General features: G+C 69.9%; 15 protein-coding genes. 5 read left to right on the top strand and 10 right to left on the bottom strand.

Features of this window, described 5'->3' with window-relative positions:
* The first annotated feature begins 48 nt into the window (after nucleotides 1-48).
* Both J2847_RS02000 and glyS read left to right on the top strand, forming a co-directional pair.
* A complete protein-coding gene (locus J2847_RS02000) occupies nucleotides 49-930 on the top strand; it encodes a glycine--tRNA ligase subunit alpha (protein WP_209776596.1) in 882 nt (293 codons plus the stop codon).
* A gap of 4 nt (nucleotides 931-934) precedes the next feature.
* The gene (glyS, locus tag J2847_RS01995) at nucleotides 935-3,022 is read left to right on the top strand and encodes a glycine--tRNA ligase subunit beta (RefSeq protein ID WP_209776595.1); all 2,088 of its coding nucleotides are present in this window, start codon (nucleotides 935-937) and stop codon (nucleotides 3,020-3,022) included.
* Between the two features lie 58 nt (nucleotides 3,023-3,080).
* Here glyS and J2847_RS01990 read toward each other — a convergent pair whose 3' ends face one another.
* Nucleotides 3,081-4,118: an acyltransferase family protein gene (locus J2847_RS01990; protein WP_209776593.1), complete on the bottom strand. Its 1,038-nt coding sequence runs from the start codon at nucleotides 4,116-4,118 to the stop codon at nucleotides 3,081-3,083.
* Entirely contained in the window at nucleotides 4,115-4,738 is a 624-nt protein-coding gene (locus J2847_RS01985) for a uracil-DNA glycosylase (protein WP_209776592.1), read from the bottom strand. The genes J2847_RS01990 and J2847_RS01985 overlap by 4 nt, the downstream gene beginning before the upstream one ends.
* Before the next feature lie 129 nt (nucleotides 4,739-4,867).
* Here J2847_RS01985 and J2847_RS01980 point away from each other — a divergent pair, with 129 nt between their 5' ends.
* Nucleotides 4,868-5,281, top strand: a complete 414-nt coding sequence (locus tag J2847_RS01980; protein ID WP_209776590.1) for a 4a-hydroxytetrahydrobiopterin dehydratase — start codon at nucleotides 4,868-4,870, stop codon at nucleotides 5,279-5,281.
* A gap of 9 nt (nucleotides 5,282-5,290) precedes the next feature.
* Here J2847_RS01980 and dgcA read toward each other — a convergent pair whose 3' ends face one another.
* From dgcA to minC, 8 genes are all read right to left on the bottom strand, one after another.
* Nucleotides 5,291-6,283, bottom strand: a complete 993-nt coding sequence (dgcA, locus tag J2847_RS01975; protein WP_209776589.1) for an N-acetyl-D-Glu racemase DgcA — start codon at nucleotides 6,281-6,283, stop codon at nucleotides 5,291-5,293.
* 122 nt (nucleotides 6,284-6,405) lie between these two features.
* Nucleotides 6,406-7,452, bottom strand: coding sequence for a methyl-accepting chemotaxis protein (locus J2847_RS01970; RefSeq protein WP_233474216.1), 1,047 nt, complete (start codon nucleotides 7,450-7,452; stop codon nucleotides 6,406-6,408).
* Between the two features lie 343 nt (nucleotides 7,453-7,795).
* A complete protein-coding gene (locus J2847_RS34760; RefSeq protein ID WP_209776587.1) occupies nucleotides 7,796-9,106 on the bottom strand; it encodes a methyl-accepting chemotaxis protein in 1,311 nt (436 codons plus the stop codon).
* Complete coding sequence (locus J2847_RS01960; protein WP_209776585.1) at nucleotides 9,081-9,605, bottom strand: PAS domain-containing protein; 525 nt, start codon at nucleotides 9,603-9,605, stop codon at nucleotides 9,081-9,083. The genes J2847_RS34760 and J2847_RS01960 overlap by 26 nt, the downstream gene beginning before the upstream one ends.
* A gap of 241 nt (nucleotides 9,606-9,846) precedes the next feature.
* Complete coding sequence (locus J2847_RS01955) at nucleotides 9,847-11,214, bottom strand: CRTAC1 family protein (protein WP_209776584.1); 1,368 nt, start codon at nucleotides 11,212-11,214, stop codon at nucleotides 9,847-9,849.
* Nucleotides 11,215-11,609: 395 nt separating this feature from the next.
* On the bottom strand, nucleotides 11,610-11,993 hold the full coding sequence (minE, locus tag J2847_RS35030) for a cell division topological specificity factor MinE (protein WP_209776582.1): 384 nt from the start codon (nucleotides 11,991-11,993) through the stop codon (nucleotides 11,610-11,612).
* Entirely contained in the window at nucleotides 11,990-12,805 is an 816-nt protein-coding gene (gene minD, locus J2847_RS01945) for a septum site-determining protein MinD (protein ID WP_209776581.1), read from the bottom strand. The genes minE and minD overlap by 4 nt, the downstream gene beginning before the upstream one ends.
* A gap of 66 nt (nucleotides 12,806-12,871) precedes the next feature.
* Nucleotides 12,872-13,627, bottom strand: a complete 756-nt coding sequence (minC, locus tag J2847_RS01940; protein WP_209776580.1) for a septum site-determining protein MinC — start codon at nucleotides 13,625-13,627, stop codon at nucleotides 12,872-12,874.
* 733 nt (nucleotides 13,628-14,360) lie between these two features.
* Between minC and J2847_RS01935 the strand changes: the two genes are divergently transcribed.
* Together J2847_RS01935 and J2847_RS01930 are read left to right on the top strand one after the other, a co-directional pair.
* Nucleotides 14,361-15,101 carry a PhoH family protein gene (locus J2847_RS01935; protein WP_209776578.1) on the top strand — a complete coding sequence of 247 codons (741 nt, stop codon included), beginning with the start codon at nucleotides 14,361-14,363 and terminating at the stop codon, nucleotides 15,099-15,101.
* Nucleotides 15,102-15,306: 205 nt separating this feature from the next.
* A complete protein-coding gene (locus J2847_RS01930; protein ID WP_209776577.1) occupies nucleotides 15,307-17,442 on the top strand; it encodes a bacteriohemerythrin in 2,136 nt (711 codons plus the stop codon).
* Nucleotides 17,443-17,488: the final 46 nt, after the last annotated feature.

The raw sequence follows: 17,488 nt of genomic DNA, 5'->3' as shown, positions 1-17,488 counted from the left end.
CCCGCCTATCGTGCGGCGCGTTTCAACACTTTTCATTGTGGACCGTCCATGGCCTCCCAGAGCGGGAACTCCGCCGACAGCCGCGGCCTGTCGTTCCAGGCCCTGATCCTCAAGCTCCACCAGTTCTGGTCGGAGCGGGGCTGCGTCATTCTCCAGCCCTACGACATGGAGGTGGGGGCCGGCACCTTCCACCCGGCGACGACGCTGCGCGCGCTCGGCCCCGATCCCTGGAAGGCGGCCTACGTCCAGCCCTCGCGACGCCCCAAGGACGGCCGTTACGGTGAGAACCCGAACCGGCTCCAGCATTATTACCAGTACCAGGTCATCATGAAGCCCTCGCCGGCCAACCCGCAGGAGCTTTACCTGGACAGCCTGCGGGCCATCGGCATCGACCCGTCGCTGCACGACATCCGCTTCGTCGAGGACGACTGGGAAAGCCCGACGCTGGGCGCCTGGGGCCTCGGCTGGGAGGTGTGGTGCGACGGCATGGAGGTCACGCAATACACCTATTTCCAGCAGGTCGGCGGCATCGAGTGCGATCCGGTCGCGGTCGAGCTGACCTACGGGCTGGAGCGTCTGGCCATGTATGTCCAGGGGGTCGAGAACGTCTACGACCTCGACTTCAACGGCCAGGGCGTGAAGTACGGCGACGTCTTCAAGCGCGCCGAGGTCGAATACTCGAAGCACAATTTCGAGTTCGCCAACACCGACATGCTGCTCCAGCATTTCAAGGACGCCGAGGGCGAGTGCCAGGCGCTGGTCGGCCAGGGACTCGCCCTGCCCGCCTACGACCAGTGCATCAAGGCGTCCCATCTGTTCAACCTGCTGGACGCGCGCGGCGTGATCAGCGTCGTCGAGCGCGCCGCCTACATCGGCCGCGTCCGCGCGCTGGCCAAGGCCTGCTGCGAAGCCTGGACGGGGGCCAAGTAAGACCATGACCGAATTCCTCGTTGAGTTCTTTTCCGAAGAAATTCCCGCCCGCATGCAGGCGCGGGCCGCCGACGACCTGAAGCGCCTCGTCACCGAGAAGCTCGCCACCAACGGCCTGAGCTTCACGACCGCCGCCGCCCATTCCACCCCGCGCCGGCTGGCGCTGGTGGTCGACGGGCTGCCGGAGCGCACCGCCGACGTGCGCGAGGAAAAGAAGGGCCCGCGCGTCGGTTCGCCGGAGCAGGCGGTCGCCGGCTTCCTGAAGTCCGCCGGCCTGACCAGCCTCGACCAGTGCGAGCAGCGCGACACCGGCAAGGGCGTCTTCTACTTCGCCGTCGCCGAGAAGAAGGGCCGCGCCACCGCCGAGGTGCTGGCCGAGATCATCCCGGCCGTGATGGCCGAGTTGCCCTGGCCGAAATCGATGCGCTGGGGCACCGGAACGGTGCGCTGGGTGCGCCCGCTGCATTCGATCATCGCGCTGTTCGGCGGCCGAGTGCTCGACGGCGGCTTCGATCTGGGCGGCACGCTGGGCCGCGTCGACTTCGGCAACAGCACGCGCGGCCACCGCTTCCTGGCGCCCGACTCCTTCACGGTCGAGAGCTTCGCCGACTACCGGGAGAAGCTGCGCGCCGCCAAGGTCGTGCTCGACCGCGAGGAGCGCAAGGCCAAGATCAAGGCTGACGCCGAGGCCGTCGCCGGTGGGCAGGGGCTGACGCTCTCCCCCGACGACGCGCTGCTGGAGGAGGTCGCCGGGCTGGTCGAATGGCCGGTCGTGCTGATGGGCTCGATCGACGAAAGCTTCATGGACGTGCCGTCGGAGGTGCTGATCACCTCGATGCGCACCCACCAGAAATACTTCGCGGCGCTGGATTCGGCAGGCCGGATGGCCCCGCGCTTCATCGTCGTCGCCAACACCGAGACGGTGGACGGCGGCAAGGCGGTGGTCGCCGGCAACGAGCGCGTGCTGCGCGCCCGCCTGTCCGACGCCAAGTTCTTCTGGGACCAGGACCGCAAGACCAAGCTGGAGGCCCGCCTCCCGGCACTGGAGAAGATCACCTTCCACGCCAAGCTCGGCACCGTCGCCGAGAAGGTGGCGCGCGTGCAGGCGCTGTCCGCCGAGATCGCGCGGCGCATCGGTGCCGATGCCGGCGCCGCCGGCCGCGCGGCTCTGCTGTCCAAGGCCGATCTGGTGTCGGAGGTGGTCGGCGAATTCCCCGAGGTCCAGGGGATCATGGGCCGCTACTACGCGCTGGGCCAGGGCGAGAGCGCCGAGGTGGCCGACGCCATCGCCGCGCATTACAAGCCGCTGGGGCCGTCGGATTCCTGCCCGAACGCGCCGGTCTCGGTCGCGGTGGCGCTGGCCGACAAGATCGACACGCTGGTCGGCTTCTTCGCCATCGACGAGAAGCCGACGGGCTCCAAGGATCCCTACGCGCTGCGCCGCGCCGCGCTGGGCGTGATCCGTCTGGTGCTGGAGAATGGCTTGCGGCTGCCGCTGTCGGCGGTCTTCGCCGCCGCGCACGGCGCCTACACGGTCGGCGGCTTCGCCCCGGCCGACACGGTGTCGGCTGACCTCACCGCCTTCATCGCCGACCGCCTGAAGGTGGTGCTGCGCGAGCAGGGCGTGCGGCACGATCTGGTCGATTCGGTGTTCGCGCTCGGCGGCGGCGACGACCTCGTCCGGCTGCTGGCGCGGGTCAAGGCGTTGCAGACCTTCGTCGGTTCCGAGGAGGGGGCGAACCTGCTGGCCGCCTACAAGCGCGCCTCCAACATCGTCCGCATCGAGGAGAAGAAGGACGGCGCCAGCTTCGACCAACCGGTCGACGCCGCCCGCCTCGCCCAGCCCGAGGAGCAGGCGCTCTCCGCCGCGCTCAACGAGGCGTCGGCGACCGCCAAGCCGCTGCTCGACGCCGAGGACTTCACCGGCACCATGGCGGCACTCGCCCGCCTGCGCGGCCCGGTGGACGCCTTCTTCGACAAGGTGACGGTGAACGCCGAGGACAAGGACCTGCGCGCCAACCGCCTGCGCCTGCTGACGCAGATCCGCACGACGCTGAACGCGGTCGCCGACTTCTCGAAGATCGAGGGGTAAGAGGCTGCCCATCCCCGGCTCTCCGCACGCGCGGGGCGGCCGGGGATGGGCACGGCTCTCAGCCTGCCCCCTCCTGGGGGGCGACGGCAACAGGGGACCGGCGTCCCCATCCTTCCAAACCCTTCCCCAGACGCACCATCGGCTCCTCCACGAGCCGGTGCAGCAGCGCTCCCAACGCCACCGACAGCACCAACGCCACCGCCATCCAGGGCAGGTCGGCCACGACATCCTCGCTGCGCCCGAACAGGTGATGCAGCACCATCCCCACCACCGGATGGAACAGGTAAGTGCTGTAGGAGGTCCGCCCGAGGAACTCCAGGAACCGCCCCCGCAGCCCCAACCGCAGAGCGCCGATGAACAGCGCGGTATCGAGGATCAGCAGCAGGCCGGACCCGGCGAAATGCGGGTCGGCGAACAGCGTCAGGCTGGCGGTCAGGGCGGCGATCACACCCGCCACCAGCGCCATCGACCGCCCGGTCCAGCCGGCCCGCTCGGCGCGGTGGATGGCGACGCCGACGTAGAAGGCGGGAAAGAAGACGATCAGCGCGCTGCCATGACCGCGCAGCCCCCAGGACAGCCCGTTCAGGGCGATCAGCCCAAGCACCACCAGCGGCAGCCCACGCCCGCCGAGCAGCCGGTGGTAGAGCGCGATGAACACGTAGAATCGCACCTCGATCAGCAGGGTCCAGAACACCCCGCTGACCGCCTCCACCCCCAGCAGGTCGGTGACCATGAAGGCGCTGGCGACGTAGGAGATTGCGGGAAAGCCGCCCTCCCCCGTCTCCGGCCCGACACCCAGCGTGTCGAGCGCCAGGATCGCCGCGATGTTCAGCCAATAGGCCGGCAAAATCTTGAACAGCCGGCGCGACAGGAAGACCGGCAGCGGCTGGCGCTCCAGGTTGCCCTGGATCAGATAGCCGCTGAGCAGGAAGAACAGCAGCACCCCCGCCGTTCCCAGCCCGTTGTTGCCGAGGTCGATCCCGATCGACACCAGATGCGGCCCGGCGACGTGCGACAGGACGACCATGGCGATCGCCAGCCCGCGCAGCGCGTCGAGCGGCGCCAGCCGCGCCATTGCCGGACCGGCTCCGCTCATCGGGCGCCCAGGCGCGACGCCGCCAGCCGCAGATCGGCCTGGAAGGTCGGCAGGTCCACCAACTGGCCGCGCAACAGATAGCTGGGGTGGAAGGTCGGCACCACCTCCACCCCCTCGACCAGCCGGCAGGGCAGCAGCTTGCCGCGCAGGGAGAGGATGCCGTTCTCGCCGGTCAGCGCCCAGGTCGGCGTGCGGCCGAGCGCGACGATGACGGTCGGCGCATAGGCGGCGAGCGTCGCGCGCAGATGCTCGATCTCGCCGGTGTAATCGGCCAGCAGCCGGTCCGACGTGCCGAAGGCGCCCCAGCGTTCATCGATCGCCCGACCCTCCTTCTTGGCGCGGGCGCGCGAAGCGAAGAAATGCCCGACCTTGTTGCCCGGCGGCTGGTAGCGGAAGACGTTGGCGACCAGGCATTCCGCCCGCTCGATCCCGACCGCCGCCAGCGATTCGTCGAGCAGCTTGCCGCTGCGCCCGACGAAGGGCCGGCCGAGACGCGCCTCCTCCGCACCGGGGGCCTCGCCGACGATCGCCATGCGGGGGCCGTCCACCGGCTTGGCCGGGAAGGTGTAATCGGCGAAGGGCAGAGCGTCGGGCGAGGGGATGGGCGGGGTGTCGGTCATCGGAACGTCCGGTGCTGGTGAAACGGGAAAGCGGGTGGCGGGCTTGCCGAACCGGCGCCGCAACCCCAGAGTTCTGCTCCGGACGTTCTAGCGCAGTCCGATCGAGTCGACCAACATGGGAGAACAGGGATGGCAGCACAGGATCTCGCCGGCCGGCATTGCGTGCCCTGCCGGGGCGGCGTCCCGCCGATGGACCGGGCGATGGCCGAGGAGCATCTGGTGCAGGTCCCCGGCTGGTCGCTGAAGGAGGATCCGGAGCGGATCGAGCGCGATTTCCGCTTCCCGGATTTCGCCCAGGCCCAGGCCTTCGCGGTGCGGGTCGGCGATCTGTGCGAGGCCGAAGGCCACCACGCCGAGATCCATTACGGATGGGGCCATTGCTCCGTGACCTTCTGGACCCACAAGATCCGGGGGCTGCACGAGAACGACTTCATCATGGCCGCCAAGGTCGACGGCGTCGCCGACGCGCCCTACGTCGATCCCGAGGTCGGGACGGAACCGCCGCCCTACGTGCATGGCGACGGCCATCCGGCCAAGGCTTGACCGCTCCCCTCAGCCCCACAGCTCCGGCCGGGGCGGCTGGATGGTCGCCCCGTCATAGACCAGCCCCGGCTCACGGTCGCGCGCCAGCAGCAGCGGCCCGTCGAGATCGACGTAGCGCGCCCCCTGCCCCACCAGCATCGCCGGCGCCATGGCGAGCGACGTGGCGACCATGCAGCCGACCATCACTTCGAAGCCCATCGCCTCGGCGGCGCGCTTCATCGCCAGCGCGCCGGTCAGGCCGCCGGTCTTGTCCAGCTTGACGTTCACCACCGCGTAGAGGCCGCGCAGCCGCTCCAGCGACTCGGGCCCATGGCAGGATTCGTCGGCGCCGAGCGGCACCGGGCTGCGCACGCCGCGCAGCGCCTCGTCCTGCCCGGCGGGAAGCGGCTGCTCGATCATCTCGACGCCGAGCCCGGCAAGAACCGGAGCGAAGCGGTCGAGCTGCTCCAGCGTCCAGCCCTCGTTGGCGTCCACCACCAGCCGCGCCGCCGGAGCCGCCGCCCGCACCGCGCGCGCACGGTCGAGGTCGCCCTCCCCGGTCAGCTTCATCTTCAGCAGCGGGTGGCGCGCCGCCCGCTCGCGCGCGGCGTCGCCCATCGCCGCCGGCTCGTCGACGCTCAGCGTGTAGCAGGTGGTCAGCGGACCGGGAGGCGCCGCCAGACCAGCCGCGCGCCAGACTGGAATGCCGGACCGCTTGGCCTCCAGGTCCCACAGGGCGCAATCGAGCGCGTTGCGCGCCGCGCCGGCGGGCATCGCCGCCGCCAGCCCGGCCCGGTCGAGCCCGCCGGCGACCGCATCGGCCATCGTCTCCAGCGCGGCGACGACGCCCTCGACGCTCTCGCCGTAACGGGCATACGGCACGCACTCTCCCCAGCCGCGGTGGTTGCCGTCGCCGACCTCGGCGACGACGACGGCCGCCTCGGTCTTGGCGCCGCGCGAGATGCGGAAGGAGCCGCGAATCGGAAAGCTCTCGCGGCGGACGGTCAGGCGGGGAGCGGACATGGTTGAGCGACCCTGGAAAGCGGAAGCCGGAAACGAAGGCCGGCAATGAACGCCGGACATGGCAAGGGCCGGGAGTGTATCCCGGCCCCGTTCGGCGATCGACTCCGCTTCGCGCGCGGCGTTCAGCGATCCTGGACGATGACCCCGTACCAGCCGAGGCCCTTGTAGGTCTCGTAGCCCGGCGTCAGGGCGTAGCCGACCAGCTTGCCCTGGGCATCGACGTAGTGGCCCATGGTGCCGGCGCCGCGCTTCAACGGCACCGTCTCCGCCAGGATGCCGCGCCCGTCCGAGGAGGCGATCACCCGGTGGCGGGCGTCGAGCAGCAGGCAGCGCGAGCGCTCCCGCTCGGCCTCCTCCAGCCGCACCCCCTGGACCACCGCCGCCGCCTGCGGCTCCCAGTCGAAGAAGATGCCGAGCACGCCGACCGGCTCGCCGCTGGCCTCGCCGCCACGGCGGATCGCCGTCGCGTAGGTCGCCACCACCCGGTCGTCCAGCGTCCGGTTGCGGGCGACGTCGCCCACCGTGAACTCGCCGCCGTCGCGCGTCGCCAGCGCTTGGCGGAACCACGGCTCGTCCGACACGTTGGCGCCGACGGCGTTGCGGTAGCGGTCGGGGCGGCCGTTGGCGATGACGGTGCCGTTGCGGTCGGCGATCCACAGGTCGAGGTAGACGGTGTAGGATTCCAGGATGACGCCCAGCCGGTGCGCGGCGTGGCGGCGCGCCTCCTCGGACGGGGCGGCTGCGCAATCGACCACGGCGCTGTCGGTCGCCCACCAGCGCACGTCGCAGGAGCGTTCGTACAGGTTGCGGTCGATGATCTCGATCATGTTCAAGGACAGGTCGGCCAGCCGCTTGCCGTGCATCTCCTGCACCATGGCGCTGCCGGTGGTGGTCAGGTGATCGACGCGGGCGACGATCTCCGAACGCAGTTCCCTGGTGATGCTGTTGACCTGGGTCGAGATCTCCGAGACCTCGTTGGCCACCACGGCGAAGCCGCGCCCGGCGTCGCCCGCGCGGGCCGCTTCGATCAGCGCGTTCATCGCCAGCATCTTGGTGCGGCGCGTGATGTCCTCGATCAGGGACACCTTCTTCGACGCCACATCCAGCACGCCGCGCGACAACTCGAACAGGTCGGTGCCCGCCATGCTCATCTTCGTGTCCCCCGTCATGACCGTCTCTTCATCCCTGCCAATCAAAAGACGTGCCAACCGTGCCGGACCGTCGGCAACCCGCCCTCAACACAGCAGCTTCCGCCGCGTCCCGACGCGGAAGACCCTGGTGAGCGCATTGTTCTTGTTGGATCGCCGCCGGTTAAGATGCTGAAACAAAGTGCAACTGGTATCCCGGCGGACAATGGCCAGCGAACGGCTGTTCACATTGCTGGCATGTAACACAATTGCCTGGCAAAATCGCAAGAAAAATACGTCAGTCCACGAAACAACGCCACAATCACAACGGGATCATCAAAACACGCCACGCGCGCGTGCCCATTCGCCGGGCAGTTGCCCGGGATCAGGCCACGCGGTGCATCTCGTCCAGAAACTGCTGGACCTCGCGGGTCATCCGGTCGGCCTCGGCGGCCATCCGCTCGGAGGCGGCGAACACCTCGTGGGCGGCGCCGCTGGTGCGGGTGGCGGCGTCGGTGACGTCGCGGATGTCGTCGGAAACGGCGCGGGTGCCGGCGGCGGCCTGCTCCATGTTGGCGACGATCTCGTGGACGGTGGCGCCCTGCTGGGCGATGCCGCTGCTGATGCCGCCGGCGATCTGGTTGATCGACTGGATGGTGCGGCCGATGCCGACGATGGCGCCGACCGCCTCGTCGGTGGAGGACTGGATGCCGGCGATCTGGCCGGCGATGTCGCCGGTCGCCTTCGCCGTCTGGTCGGCCAGCCGCTTGACCTCCTGCGCCACCACCGCGAAGCCCTTGCCGGCCTCCCCGGCCCGCGCCGCCTCGATGGTCGCGTTCAACGCCAGCAGGTTGGTCTGGCTGGCGATGTCGTTGATCAGGGTGACGACGTCGCCCACCGTGCGGGCGGCGCCCGACAGTTCGGCGACCAGGGCGTTGGAGCGCTCGGCCTCGCCGGCCGCCGCCTCGGCCACCGTGGCGACCTGCCGGATCTGGCGGGCGATCTCGGCGATGGAGGTCGACAGCTCCTCGGTCGCCGCCGCGACGCTGCCGACGTTGGAGCCGGTCTGCGCCGCCGACGCCGCCACCGACGACGCCTTGCCGGTGGCGCGGTCGGCGTCGGTCTCCATGGCGCGGGCCGACACCTCAAGCTGATGCGCGGTGCCGGCGACCTCGGTGCAGACCTGCCGGATCTGGCCTTCGAAGCGGACGGTCACGTCGGCGAAGCCGGTGACCTTCTGGGAGATGCTGTCGGTCGCCGCGTTGATGGTGCGGCTGGCGTGCAGGAATCCACCCTGCATGCCGCGCAGGATGATGCGGCGGAAATATTTGTGCTCCGAGACGACGTGCATCGAGGCGGTGGCCTCGCGCACGAAGGCGTCGGTGCGGTCGATGGCGTCGTTGACGGCGTGCATCGCCTCGCCCAGCACCCCGCCCTCGCGGATGCCGATGACGCGGGCCTCGAAATCGCCGCGCGCGACGGCGCGGTTGACCGCCGCGAGCTGCTCGACGGCCGCCGTGGCCCGGCGCAGACAGACGCCCGCCCCGGCGAGCGCCGCGAGAGTCGCGGCACCGAGCCCCAGACGCAGCGCGGTGCCGGCAAGCCCGGCCGCCTCGGCCCCCAGCAGGGCGAGCGTCGCCGCCGCGGCGGCGGCGGCCAGCAGCGTCGCCCTAGAGAGAGAAGACGAATTCGTCATACCCGATCCCCTTCGCGGTCAGCAGGCCGACGACCGTCGCGAACCCCGCCTCCATGCCCTGCTTGCGGTCGGCGTGGCTGTTCTCGATGTCCAGGAGCTGGCGGTAGAGCGGCACGACCTTGTCCACCGCCGACCGTTCCGGCACCCGGCGCGACGAATGGTAGCCGATCACCCGGCCGTTCGCGTCGTAGCTCGGTGTGACATGGGCGAAAACCCAATAATGGTCACCGTTGCGCGCCCGGTTCACCACATAGGCGAAGATTTCCTGGCGGGCGGCCAGCGTGTCCCACAGCAGCTTGAAAACACAGCGCGGCATGTCGGGATGGCGGACGATCGAATGGGGGGCGCCCATCAGATCCGCCTCGCTGTAGCCGGCGACGCGCTGGAAGACCCGGTTGGCGTAGGTGATCCGCCCCTTCAGGTCGGTCTTGGAGACGATGACCTCGTCCGGATCGAAGAACCGCTCCACCCCTGTCAGGGAAACATCGCGTCGTGACATGCTGCCTGCTGGTCCCGGCGGGCGCCGGTCGGCGCTGGTCCGACGGGGCCGTCTGCTGATGTCGGACGGCGGGAGCCGAAGGCGCCGCGCCCTCATCCCCCGCCCGCGCCCCCCGCTTAGCCGGCGGCGCAAGAAACATCAACCTAAAGAGAGCCGCAGACTCAGAAAAGCAAAATGTGTTGCGGCGCTGAAATGTCCCCGCAACGGACTGATGTCCGGTCCGTCATTCGGACCGCCACGCTTATTCCGGCGGATAGGGAACCGTCAGCAGGCGGCCGGCCGGCGGCGACTCCACCACCACCACGGTGCCATCGGGCCAGCGCACCTCGACCTGATCGACCGTCTGCACGGCGCCCAGCCCGAAATGCGCCACCGGCTCACCCTGGCAGAGATAGCCCGAGCCGGCGCAGATCGCCCGGCGCTGCCGCCGCCCGCCGGCGATGCAGCTCACCACCGCGCCGCGCGCCGGGGCGCCGAAGGGGGTGAGCGGCAGGACGCGCAGCCAGCCGTTGTGGTTGGCCGCCGTGCGGTAGACCGACAGCGGCTGGGCCGCGCCGTCGCCATGGGCCAGGACCAGCTCCAGCCGGCCGTCGCCGTCGATGTCCATCGCCACGGCGCCGGTGCCCGAGCCCTTCGGCTCAGCGGCGTCGCCCAGATCGATCTCCTGCCACTGGTCGTGGCGCCAGCCGAACAGGCGGTTGGGCTCGCCCTGGGTGTGGAAGAACAATTCCTCGTAGCCGTCGTTGTCGAAATCGGCGACGACCACGGTGAAGACCCGGCCGGGCATCGACAGGTCGGCGGTGGCCGACTCGACGAAGCCGCCGCCGGAACGCTGCTGGAACAGCCGCTGCGCCCCGTCCCAGGTGCCGACCAGCAGGTCGAACAGCCCGTCGCCGTCATGGTCGAAGGCCGCGACCGCCCGGCCAGAGGGCCGCGAATCGACGATGCCGCGCTCCTCGGCGATCTCCTCGAAGTTGCCGTCGCCGAGGTTGCGGAAAAGCTGGTTGGGGCCGCAGTCGTTGATCGCCACCAGATCCATGCGGTCCGAGACGATCGGCAGCGCGGTCAGGCCGCGCGCGGCGGCGATGACGTCGAGCCCGGCCTCCTCCGCCGCGTCCTCCAGCCGGCCGCGCCGGCTCAGCTCGTACAGGCGCAGCGGCGCGCCGTCGGTCGCCACCACGAAGCCGTAGCGGCCATGCCCCCAGCGGTCGAGCGCCGCCACCGAGCGCGCCGCCATCCGGTTGGCGATCCCGATGTTCTCCGATTGGGCCAGCAGGTCGAGCCAGCGGTCGCCGAAGCAGGCGAACAGCCGGTCGGCCATGTCCTTCGGGCCGCTGGCGCGGTCGGAGTTGACGACATACAGCTCCTCGCGCCCGTCGCCGTCGACGTCGGCGGCGGCCAGCCCGACCGCGTGCCCGGCCGGATCGGCGAGCAGAGGGTCGGCGATGTCGACCAGCCGGCCGTCCCGCCATTTCAGCACGAGGTTGTTGCTGCCATGGCCGGCGACCACCAGTTCGAAGGCGCCGTCCCCGTCGATGTCGGTGACCGCGATCCCGTTCGACTGGCGCGGGGGATTGTCGGCGATCAGCGACGAGCAATCGAGGAACATCGGCACCCTCTCTTCCCGTTGACGGTGCGCCGCGATGCAGCGCCTTGTCGGGATTGGCCTTTCGCGGAGCGTTCCTCCGTTGATACCCCGTCGCGGGCCGGGCGTAAACCCGGACGGAGGGGGAGGATGTCCTATGCCCGCGGGCGGACGGGCGGAGCGCGCCCGCGCCCAAGGGACGTTTCCGCACAAAAAACCCCGCGTCCCTCGACGCCGGGGCGCGGGGATCGCGGGGCCTTCGAACTCATGGCGGTGGACGCTTCGCCGTTCCCTTCGTCATGACCGGGCTTGTCCCGGTCATCCAGGCGGAACCTTGAGGTCTGCTTGTGGATGCCCGTGTCAAGCACGGGCATGACGCGCTGTGTGGACGATGGCGACGCGGTCGCCTCCGCACGCCCTCAGTGACGCTTTTTCACGCCACCGTTGGTCAGCGGACCGTTGGCGGCCAGCTTGCCGTCCTCGCCCTCGCCGGACGCGGCCTTCGGTTCCGGCTTGGCCTGCTTGACCGCGGCCATCGCCGACTTGAGCTGCTCGCGCGCCGGAAGCTCGATGTTCAGCTCCAGGGTCGAGCAGTCGCCGCCACGGTCCAGCTTCACCTCGACCTTGTTCTGGTCGATGTCGATGTACTTGGCGATGACGGCCAGCAGCTCCTGCTGGAGCATCGGCAGGTAATCGGGGCCGGTGCGCCCGGCGCGCTCGTGCGCCATGACGATCTGCAACCGCTCCTTGGCCTGCACCGCCGACGGCCGGGGGGCCGAGCGGAAGAAGCTGAAGATGCTCATGCGCTCCTCCGCAGGAGCCGGCTGAACAGGCCCTTCTTCTGGGGATTGACGAAACGGTGCTCGATCTCCTCGCCGAGGAAGCGGCCGACCGCGTCGGTGTAGGCCTGGCCGGCGTTCGACGCCTCGTCGAGGATCACCGGCATGCCGACGTTCGACGCGCGCAGCACCGCCTGGCTTTCCGGGATGACGCCGAGCAGCGGGATCGCCAGGATCTCCAGCACGTCGTCGACCTTCAGCATCTCGCCCTTCTCGACCCGCTCCGGGTCGTAGCGGGTCAGCAGGAGCTGCTGGGAAACCGGCTCCAGCCCCTGCTCCGCCCGGCGCGAGCGCGAGTTCAGCACGCCCAGGATGCGGTCGCTGTCGCGCACCGACGAGACTTCCGGGTTGGTGACGATGATCGCGTGGTCGGCGAAGTAGAGCGACATCAGCGCGCCGCGCTCGATGCCCGCCGGGCTGTCGCACAGGATGTAGTCGAATTCCTTCGACAGGTCGTTCAGCACCCGCTCCACCCCCTCGCGGGTCAGCGCGTCCTTGTCGCGCGTCTGCGAGGTCGGCAGGATGTAGAGGTTGTCGATCCGCTTGTCCTTGATCAGCGCCTGGCTCAGCTTGGCTTCGCCGTTGATGACGTTGATGAAGTCGAAGACGACGCGCCGCTCGCAGCCCATCACGAGGTCGAGGTTGCGCAGGCCGACGTCGAAGTCGATGACGACCGTCTTGAAACCGCGCAACGCCAGCCCGGTCGCGAACGCGGCGGATGAGGTCGTCTTGCCGACACCGCCCTTGCCGGAGGTCATGACGATGATCTTGCTCAACGGAGCCTCTCCCATAATCCCAAAGTTGCCGTCAACGAAACCCGCGAACCCCGCGCGCTCAACTCCTTAAGCCGTCTTCAGCGGCTCCATGCGCAGGACCCCGTCGCGCAGGAAAACCTGCACCGGCTTCTTGAAAAAGTCACTGCCGATGTCTTCGCTGACGCGGTAGACGCCTGCGACCGAAACGACCTCGGCCTCCAGGCTGTGGCAGAAGATGCGGGCCGTCGCGTCCCCCGACACCCCGGCCAGCGCCCGGCCGCGCAGGGCGCCGTAGACGTGGATGTTGCCGTCGGCCAGCAGCTCCGCCCCCGGCGACACCGAGGCGGTGATGATCAGGTCGGACTTCTCGGCATAGATCTGGGTGCCGGAGCGCACCGGCTCGGTCACCACCATGGCCGGGCGGTGGACCACCTCGACCATGATCTGCGGCGCCGCCGCGCTGGCGGCGCGCGGGTCGGGACCCTTCACCACCTCCTCCAGCTTGGCGACGCGGCCGGTCGGCATCGGCGTCAGCCCGACGGCGAGCGCCGCCTCCTGAACCGGGCGCGGCCCGCCCTGGAAACCGACGGGCAGCAGGTGATGCGCCCGCACCTGGGCGACGAAGGCCCCGAGGTCGAAGACCACCGATTCGGGCAGGTCGTCGAAATCCAGCACGACCGGCGCGTTGCGGAAGAAGTTCGGGGCCTGCCGGACCTTGATGTTCAGCTGAGTGAAGAAATCCGGCGAGGCGGGGGCGTGGACCTTCAACACCATCATGGTGAAGGAATTGCCCCGCAACTGGAACGGCACATCCCGTTCGGCGACCTGACTGGCGCTGCTCACCGTTGCCTTCCCGTTCGTTCCTGCCGGCCCATGCCCGCTCCCCCCGCGATCCGCCCGGCCACCCGGAGCGGCGGCGCGGTGTCGGGCGCCGGTCGATCCGCGCCTTCTAGCCGTCCGCGCCCCTGCGATTCAAGCGAATCCCATGCCGGTGGAAAGTGACATCCGAAGGCCACGGGCCGCAGTGCCGGACCGGTTGCGACACCGGACCGCCCGACAAGGCAACGTGTTGCGTCGGCAATCTCCCCCACCACAGGATATAGTAACCAAAGCCTCAGCTTGCGGCAAAGCCTTTCGCCGGTCCTACGACCTTCGCCGGAGAGGCCGCCCACCGGCCTTTCCGCAAGGACACGCGCATCGGGTTACTCTGTCCGGGCGGCCGGCTCTCCTGCGGCAACCACACCACATCTTGTATGAATATTTTGTTCCGGTCGCAATTTCTCCTGACGCCGGGCGTTGCAGACGATACTGTCGACGTGCGTGGCTTCCACCGACGACGAGGTTCTCTTGCACCTTGTTCCGCCCTTCGCGAACCGCCGACCCGGCCCCTCCGCAGGGGCGTCCGGCGGTGGGCGTCCCGCACCGGCAAATCTGCCCCCGGCAGAGCCGAGCATGGCACACAGCCAGGCCTCCGCCCCGATCCACATCCAGGCGCGCGACCGTTCGAGCCTCCCCCCTGCGGGAGGCTTTTTTGTGTGCGCATTCGGTGCCACCCCACCCTTCGAGGAGATGCGTCATGGCCAAGCGTTCGAGCAAAAGCATCGTCGCCGCAGCGTCCGACTCCACGGTGCACCCGCTGTTCCCCGCCGCGACCGGCTGGGATCCGCTGGGGCGCGAGGAGCGTCGCGACCAGAGCTATCTCCGCAAGGTCAAGCCGCAGAACGCCAACCAGAAGCTGCTGATGGACGCCATCAAGACGCACAATCTGGTGATGGCGCTGGGGCCGGCCGGCACCGGCAAGACCTATCTGGCGATCTCCGCCGCCGTGGAGGCGCTGGAGGAGGGCAGCGTCGACCGCATCGTGCTGTCCCGCCCGGCGCTTGAGGCCGGCGAGAGCATCGGCTACCTGCCCGGCGACATGCACGAGAAGATGGCGCCCTTCCTGCGCCCGCTCTACGACGCGCTGACCGACCGCATGGGGGCCAAGCGGCTGCGCGCCCTGATGGCCGACGGCACCATCGAGATCGCGCCGGTCGGCTTCATGCGCGGCCGCACCCTGAACAACGCCTTCGTGGTGATCGACGAGGCGCAGAACTGCACCTACGCCCAGATCAAGATGCTGCTGACCCGGCTGGGCTGGCATTCCACCATGGTGCTGACCGGCGACCCGGACCAGACCGACCTTCTGGACAATCTGTCGGGGCTGGCCGACATCGCCAACCGGCTCGAAGCCGTCGAGGGAATCGCCGTCGCCCGCCTGACCGAGAAGGACATCGTCCGCCACCCGCTGGTCGCCAGCATGCTGACGGTGCTGTGACCGGAGTCCGTCCGGACTGTGGCGGACGCACGCGGCGGTGACGGAACCCCCCATCGCCGCGTGCGTCCTATGGTCGCATCGCGGATGACCAGCCTGACGGAAGGTTCGCTCAAGAGATATTAAGCTTGACCAATGATTGCGTCCGGGCGAGAAGTCACGAAAATTTTATGGAAATAGAGTTTTCGTGACAGGAGGACTGTCCGCCGTGTTCGAGCGCATCAGCATCAAGGGCAAGATCGGGTTGATTCTCGCCGCCTCCGGGGCCGGGCTGCTCCTGGTGGCGGCCGTCAGCCTGATCGGGCTGCGGGCGGAGATGATGGCAGACCGTCAGGACAAGACCCGCAGCGTGGTCGAGGTCGCCCACACGCTGGTCGCCCATTACGAGGCGCGCGAGCGCGCCGGCGCCCTGACCCGCGACGCCGCCCAGGCGGCGGCCAAGGACGCGCTGCGGGCGCTGCGCCACGACCGGACGGAGTATTTCTTCGTCACCGACCTGTCGCCCCGCATGATCATGCACCCGATCCGTCCGGAGCTGGACGGCCAGGACCTGTCCGGGAACGCCGACCCCAACGGCAAGCGGCTGTTCATGGAGTTCGTCCGTGTCGTCAAGGCCGACGGCGCCGGATTCGTCGATTACCTGTGGCCCAAGCCCGGCTCGGCGGCCCCGGTGGCGAAGCTGTCCTACGTCGCCGGCTTCGCGCCCTGGGGCTGGCTGATCGGCTCCGGCATCTACATCGACGACGTCGACACCGCCTTCCGCGCCGCCGCCCTGCGGCTGGGGGCGACCGGCCTGCTGATCGGCCTTGCCGCCGCGCTGGTGGCGCTGCTGGTCAGCCGCGCCATCGTGCGCCCGCTCGACGGCATGGCGCGGGCGATGCAGGCGCTGGCCGGCGGCGACAGCGCGGTGACGGTGCCCGGCACCGCCCGCACCGACGAGATCGGCGCCATGGCCCGCACGGTCGAGATCTTCCGCGTCCAGCAGATCGACCTCGCCCATCACTGGGAGCGCCAGCGGATCGAGCAGCGGGTCGCCGAGCAGCGTGCCGGCGCGCTCAAGCGGCTGACCGACCGCTTCGACGCGACGGTGGCCGAGACCATCCGCACGATGGGCGGCGCCGTCGGCACGCTGGAGACCACCGCGCGCAGCCTGTCCTCCACCGCCGACCGCAACCGGCAGGAGGCGACCTCCGTCGCCGGCGCCTCGCAGCACGCCTCGCACAGCGTGCAGACGGTGGCGGCGGCGGCCGAGCAGCTCACCGGCTCCATCGCCCTGATCGGCGAGCGGGTGGTCACCTCATCGGCCATCTCGACGCAGGCGGTCGAGGCGTCCAGGCGGGCCGGCGCCGAGGTCGACGGGCTGGGCAACGCGGCGCACCGGATCGGCGAGGTCGCCGGCCTGATCGCCGGCATCGCCAGCCAGACCAACCTGCTGGCGCTCAACGCCACCATCGAGGCGGCCCGGGCCGGCGAGATGGGCAAGGGCTTCGCCGTCGTCGCCGGCGAGGTCAAATCGCTGGCCGGCCAGACGGCGAAAGCCACCGAGGAGATCGCCCACCACATCGCCCAGGTGCAGGACGCGACCCAGACCGCCGTCACCGCCATCCGCGAGATCGGCGCCATCGTGGCGCGCAGCGACGAGATCGGCACCACCATCGCCGACGCCGTCCAGCAGCAGGGGGCGGCGACCGGCGAGATCGCCCGCAGCGCCTGCGAGGCGGCGGCGGACACCCGGCAGGTCTCGACCAGCATCGACGCCGTGTCGGCGGCGGCGCTGGAGACCGAGCGCTCGGCCACCGGCCTGCTCGACGCGGCGGGCGGCCTGTCGCGGCAGGCCGACGCCCTGCGCGGGATGGTCGACGCCTTCCTGGTCAACGTCGAGGCGATCAACGCCGCCCCGCTCACCGCGCTGCACGCGGCGGAGCCGGCGGGCGGCGCCGTCTTCATGGCCTGGACCGACGCGCTGGCGGTCGGCGACGAGGGCATCGACACCGACCACATGATCCTGATCGCGTTGCTGAACGAGGCCGCCGCCCACACCCGCGACCGCGCCGACCGGGCGACGCTCGCCGCCGCCGTCGGCCGCCTGCTCGCCTACACCGTCCTGCATTTCGAACAGGAGGAACGGCTGATGGAAAGCAGCGGATACCCCGATCTGGCCGCCCACAAGGCCGAGCACGACGCGCTGCGCGAGCGCACGGCGGGGTTGAAGCGCCGGCTGGAGGCGGGCGAGGCGGTCGGCGACGATCTGCTGGCGCTGGTCCGCGACTGGCTGTTCGAGCACATCCAGCATTCCGACGAGCGGATCGGCCGGCATCTCGCCGGGCGGCAGCAGGCGGCCTGACCCACGCCAGGACTGCCTCGACCATCGCGGCGAGGAGATCGCCGCG

This window comes from Azospirillum agricola (assembly GCF_017876095.1).
Taxonomy (GTDB): domain Bacteria; phylum Pseudomonadota; class Alphaproteobacteria; order Azospirillales; family Azospirillaceae; genus Azospirillum; species Azospirillum agricola.
The sequence above is the reverse complement of the archived record's forward strand: the minus strand, read 5'-3'. Positions and strand labels throughout refer to the sequence as shown.